Source organism: Rhizobium mesosinicum, from assembly GCF_019511345.1.
GTDB classification, from domain to species: domain Bacteria; phylum Pseudomonadota; class Alphaproteobacteria; order Rhizobiales; family Rhizobiaceae; genus Rhizobium; species Rhizobium mesosinicum.
Window position 1 is genome coordinate 1 of the sequence record NZ_JAEUAK010000026.1, and the last position, 5,729, is coordinate 5,729.

Genomic DNA, 5,729 nt, shown 5'->3' on the forward strand with positions numbered 1-5,729 from the left:
TGTTTCTCCATCGTGTCCACCGCGCAGGCGCCTAGCCGCTCCAAATAGTCCTGCCGCGGCAATGTAAGCAAACCGCTCGCCACCATCGTCGCCGCTTCCCAGCTGGCATCTCCAAGCCGACGCTGGCGCAAAGACTGCAGCTTCGCTGGCAATCCTGGCTCGCCTTCGCTAAAGCTCACCAGCGCCCCAGTTCAGTCATAGCTAAAATAATTATCGCAAAACCATACAGCGGTTTTGCGATCACGATATGCATAAACAAAGCTCTAATGCGTGCGGGGGCGGCGTTTCTCGCCGCCGCGCTTTCCAGGCAATCCCATCATGCCTTCAGGGATCTGTTCATCGGCTGCCAGCGCCGCATTATGCTGGCGTACACGCTCCAACGCCACGGAAGCAAGCTGGATGTAGGGAACGGCCGCCGGATCGTCGGTATGGATATCCTGGATCGCCGCAAGAACTGTCTCGGCCTGCGTGAGACGGCGTGTTGCGATGAGAGCGACACCTTCTTTGTAACGGGCCTGCACCACATGGGGCGCCTGCTCACCGATGCGGCGGAAGGTTCCGGCCGCATCCTCGTAGAGTTTCAAAGCCAGTTGCGTATCTCCAAGGCGAAGTGCAATCGGCAGCGGTTCGGCGGTGCGTTCCAGCAGCGACTGGTAGGCGGCAAGGGCCTCGATCAGCCTTCCCCGGTCGAAGAGCAGGTTGGCAAGGCCAAATTCGGCACCGACATGACCTGGGGAGGATTGCAGAACCTGGGTGAAGACGATCTCGGCTTTTCCCCTCTCGCCCTTTCGATACATTTCGAGTGCCTGCTGGTAGACATAGCTGACACTGTGGGGATGTAGAATGCCGCCGAGATTGCGTCCGTCGCGAGTCCTGAAGAGCGTATAGCCGATCCGCCGCTCGTCAGCGCCGAAAACATATTTGTAAGCTTCGTTTCCGCGCAGGAAATCATAGAACCGGAAGCCGTCTTCGATCGCCCGGCGAATGCAATATCCATGCAACACCAGACCGGGAGAAGGCGTCTTCCAGCTCTCATCACGACCGGCAATATAGAAGAGGATCGTCTTCTTCGGATGGTCGATGATGTTGGCGAGGGCGCCGAGCGGCCTTTCGCCGAACCAGAAGAGCGGGACATCGAGTGTGCCGCTCTTGAAGCAGTCCATCAACATTTCTCGGGTGGAATTGATAAGCCGCTCCGTCCGCTCCGGCCCTTTGCGCGCCGTCCACCGCGTGCGCCAGAAATCGAACAGAATGGCGAGGTCTCGGTCAATGGTTTCGGGCGTTGCCCTAGTGATCCGGTAGCCTTCGCCGCCATCGAGCTTGCGCATAAAGCGGCGCAGCTTCTGGCGTGTCTGGCTGCTCATTTTCTGCTCCAGATAGTTGTCCCAACTTGCAGGTAGAGAGACGACCGGGCAGATCGTATTGTCAATATTGTCATGGGTGGCCGGGGCGCTGTCGCGGAACATGACGAGTGGCCCCTGCAGCGCCAGGATCATCTTCTCCCGCCGTTCCGGCGGGCCGCTGAAATGTTCCAGCCGGAGATGCGTCCAGTTCTGCTGTCTGAGGTAAGCCGCAAAACCGTCGATCGCCTTTTGTTCGTAGCCGGGCATGACGATGAGGCCGGTATAGTCGGCCGAATAATTCCCTGCCATGACGATTTCATCGTAGAAAAGCCCGCTCTGTTCGTCGAATTTCGTGAGCAATCTCAGCGGCAAAAAGGAGACATAGGTAGCACCCGGTTTCCGATCGCGCAGCGCCAGGACGAACCAGCGGCCGCGACGCGCAAGAAAGTCCTTGAGCCATGTCCAGGAGAGAAAATGTTGGGCGTCCGGATCGTCTCGATAAACCTGATCCCAATTGTCGCGAACTGCGTCGAAGCCGGCGACGGTATCAATGATATCGATGTGCATGCCCCCCCTCCCAATACTCCGTACGCAATTCGGGAGATTCGAGTTTAGTGGGAAACACCGATCTTCAAATAAACCGTCTGGGTGATTCCTTGAGACGCAATGGGATTAGCCCACGGCAGCCGTTTTCTGCCTGCAATATTAGAGTGCTACAATCCGTGGGCTTGCATGGATGAAAGCCCAGAGCGCCTTGCTGATATTGACGATTTCGCCAATCGATTTGTCCAGAAGCTCCATTTCCCGATCGTCCATCTGTTCGATCTTGCCGTAGCGGATTTCCTTATCGTCCTCGACGAGGCGCATGAGCTGCGTGCTTGAGATTTCGCCCTTCTCATCGAAGGAATAGATGCAATGATTATATTTGTTGCGCATCTTCGACTCCTTCTTCAGGCGCGACATGGCGGAGAGAACCGCCTTGCGGTCCGCAGCTGGCGTCGAAGGAAGCTTCGCGAGACGCTCGACGAGATCTATGCGCGCGCGTGTCGTATTAAGCGTCAGGAAAACCACGATCGCCGCCTCCTTCTCCACCTTGAGAAGGTGGGCGATAATATAGATCAGAAGACTCTCTGTATTAGTCCAGACATAGTTTAGCCGGCCAACACTCAACAAGACATCGGACATGGCCGGCATGCTGAACTCCTTCGGATCAAGGCCGATAATACATAAACTATATCAGAGAATTTCATTAAATGCTTCGGAAAATTTGTGAACTTAACGCTCCTTGAAGGCGCGCGACATGCTGTCGGCAACCGGCTTGCTTAGATATTCGAAGAAAGTGCGTTCCGAGGTCTGGAGCAGCACTTCGGCCGGCATGCCGGGAACCGGGTGGAAGTTGTGAACGCGGGCGATTTCCGAATCCGGAATCTGCACGCGCACGATGTACACGTCCTTCACGGACAAGCCGGCATTTTCCTCGACGGAGTCTGCCGAAACATAGAAGACCTTTCCTTCCAGAACCGGTGTGGTGCGTCTGTTGAGGGCGGTCAGGCGGATCGCGGCCGTCTGTCCCTCGTGCAACTGATCGATGGAGGTACGCAATACCTGCGCCTCCAGGATCAGCGGCACATGGGCTGGCAGGATCTCCATGATCGGCTTTCCGGTGGTGATGACGCCGCCGGCCGTATGATAGTAGGAGCGCACCACAGTACCTGTTACAGGCGAGCGGATGGTTGTGCGTTCCAGAACGCCGGATGCCTCCCGTGCTTGCTCGCGAACGCCGTCGAGATCGGATTCAGCCGTCTCCAGTGCATCGAGTGCCGCTTGCTTGTTGGAGTTGACGGCAATGACTGCTTCTTGGCGGAATTTGGCGATTTCCGCCTCGCTCTCATTCAGCTCGCCGTTCAGGCGGGAAATGTCGCCCATAGCATCGGCAATGGCGCGTTCGATTGCTAGAAGATCGGTCTTGCGCATATAGCCGACCTTGACGAGCCGCTCCTTGGAATCGCGCTCATCCGACAGGAGTGCCAGTTGCCGTTCGAAAGATTCGCGCTGACCCTTGTAACCCTCGAAGCGGTATTCCAGAGACTTGATGTTCTTCTCGATGAGGTTGAGTTGCTCTTCGAGCTTGACACGCTTGCTGTGGAAGACAACGTTCTGGCTTTGGATGATGGCGTTGACGTCGGGGTCACTTGCCTGTTCCATCACGGTATCAGGGAGTTTGAGCTCATTCGTTCCCTGTGCTTCGGCTCTCAGCCGCGCCACGACAGCCTCCAGGCGCAGGCGCCTTAAGTTCAGCATACGTTCGTTGGTCAGAGCAGCCGTCTGGTCGAGCGTCAGCAGCACATCGCCCTCCTTGACGCTTGCTCCCTCGCCGACCATCATTTCCTTGATGATGCCGCCTTCAAGATGCTGGACGACCTTATTGTTGCCGGTCGCAACGAAGCTGCCCTGGGCGATGATTGCCGAGGCAAGCGGTGCGGTTGCCGCCCAATATCCGAAACCGCCGAATGAAGCGAAAAGCACCGTCAGGCCAACAAGGCTGTGGGAACGGATAGAGCGTGGGACGTCGCAATACCATTCGAGTTGTGCCAGGCCCGCTCCTCCCTGTTTCCTTTTTTGCATTGCCGTCACCTTTCGATACGCGATGTCTGCTGGTCGTTGCGACCATTACCCTTGGAGAGCGCCTGCAGGACTTCCATGCGCTCGCCGAACATCGCGACCGTGCCGTCCTTGAGAACCATGATCTTGTCCACGCATTGCAGAAGTGCCGGGCGCTGCGTGATCGTGACAGTCGTGATTCCCTGTTTCTTGGCGTGGATCAGCGCTTTAGCCAGCGCGGCTTCGCCCTGAGTGTCGAGGTTGGAATTGGGCTCGTCGAGCACGACGAATTTCGGATCGCCGAAGAAGGCGCGGGCTAATGCGATGCGTTGCTTCTGGCCGCCCGAAAGCGGCGCGCCATCGGCTGCGACGACGGTCTCATAGCCCTGAGGAAAGCTTGCGATCAGTTCGTGCACGTCGGCCAGGACAGCTGCCTCGTATATCTGCCGGTCTTCGACGTCATCGCGCATTCGACAGATATTGGCCTTGATCGTACCTGGGAAGAGCTGCACATCCTGCGGCAGATAGCCGATGCTTTCGCCGAACTGTCGCTGGTCCCAGTTGCGCAGATCCATCAGGTCCAGGCGCACATTGCCGGAGGTCGGCAGGATCGAGCCTACCAGCATCTTGCCGAGCGTCGTCTTGCCGGAACCGGAATTGCCGATGATCGCCAGCGATTCACCCTTCCTCAGCGAGAAGGAGATGCCGTTCAGGATCACTTTCTTCTGCGGCGGCGGAACGAAAAGGACCCGCTCGACATCGAGCCGCCCTTCCGGATTGGGAAGGCGCAGTCGCGGGAAGTTGAGCGGCGAGGTAAGCAGCAGGTTCTTGATGCGACCATAGGCGGCGGCCGACCGGTTGAACTGATGCCAGCCTTCGATTGCCCCTTCGATCGGCGCCAGCGCGCGACCGGAAATGATCGAAGCTGCGATGACCATGCCGCCGGTCAGCTCTCCTGAGAGTGACAGATGCGCGCCCCAGCCGAGAAGTCCGACCTGAGTGATCATGCGGCAGGCTTTGGAAACACCCGTGAACATGATGTTGCGATCCTGCGCCTGCACGTGGGATTTCAGCGAGCCCGCGGTTTCCCTGCCCCACATCTTCACCGCCTCGGGAATCATGGCGAGCGCGTTGATGATCTGCGAGTTACGCGACATGGAATCGAGATGGAAGTTCGCGCGGCTGAGATAGCTGTTCGACTCGGCAAACTGTTTGGCGGTGAACTTCTGGTTCAGGAAAGCGATCATAAATAGCACCGCACAGCAGGCCATGATGATAATGCCGAGATGCGGATGCACCAGATAGACCACGATCACGAAGAGCGGCATCAACGGTGCATCGAGAAAGGCGATCAGCGTGCCTGACGTCAGGAAGCTTCGCAGAAGCTGAAGGTCCTGCAGGATTTGGTAATCCTTGCCGGTTCCATGCAGCGAGGCGCGTGCGGCCGCGCTGAGGATCGGGGCGCCCAGCTGGACTTCCAGTTCCACGGCAGTCCGCATCAGAACGAAGCGCCGGACAGAATCGAGGAAGGCCTGCAGGAGAACGGCTCCCACCACCACGATCGAAAGCATAACCAGCGTATCGATCGAACGGCTTGTCAGCACGCGGTCGGAAATCTGGAAGAGGTAGAGCGGGATTGCCAGCAGGAGCACGTTGATCGCTATGGTGAAGACCATGACGATTGCGAGGTTGCGCCTTATGACGGCGATACCGTGCGAAAGGCTCAGCGCAAAATTCACCGGTTCGCTGCGTTTGTGAAAGCCGCTGCTTCCGCCGCCACCGCCC

Annotated in this window: 4 protein-coding genes; all 4 read right to left on the reverse strand. The window is 57.7% G+C overall.

The window, feature by feature from the left end; all coding sequences use genetic code 11:
* Nucleotides 1-263: 263 nt before the first annotated feature.
* Nucleotides 264-1,910, reverse strand: a complete 1,647-nt coding sequence (locus JNB85_RS30395; RefSeq protein ID WP_220338113.1) for a GNAT family N-acetyltransferase — start codon at nucleotides 1,908-1,910, stop codon at nucleotides 264-266.
* Nucleotides 1,911-2,048: 138 nt separating this feature from the next.
* Nucleotides 2,049-2,537 (reverse strand): hypothetical protein, encoded by a 489-nt coding sequence (locus tag JNB85_RS30400; RefSeq protein WP_220338114.1) that lies wholly within the window; start codon nucleotides 2,535-2,537, stop codon nucleotides 2,049-2,051.
* Between the two features lie 81 nt (nucleotides 2,538-2,618).
* Nucleotides 2,619-3,968, reverse strand: coding sequence for an HlyD family type I secretion periplasmic adaptor subunit (locus tag JNB85_RS30405; protein ID WP_220338115.1), 1,350 nt, complete (start codon nucleotides 3,966-3,968; stop codon nucleotides 2,619-2,621).
* A 5-nt stretch (nucleotides 3,969-3,973) separates the two neighbouring features.
* On the reverse strand, nucleotides 3,974-5,729 hold a 1,756-nt coding region (locus JNB85_RS30410; RefSeq protein WP_220338116.1), incomplete at its 5' end, for a type I secretion system permease/ATPase.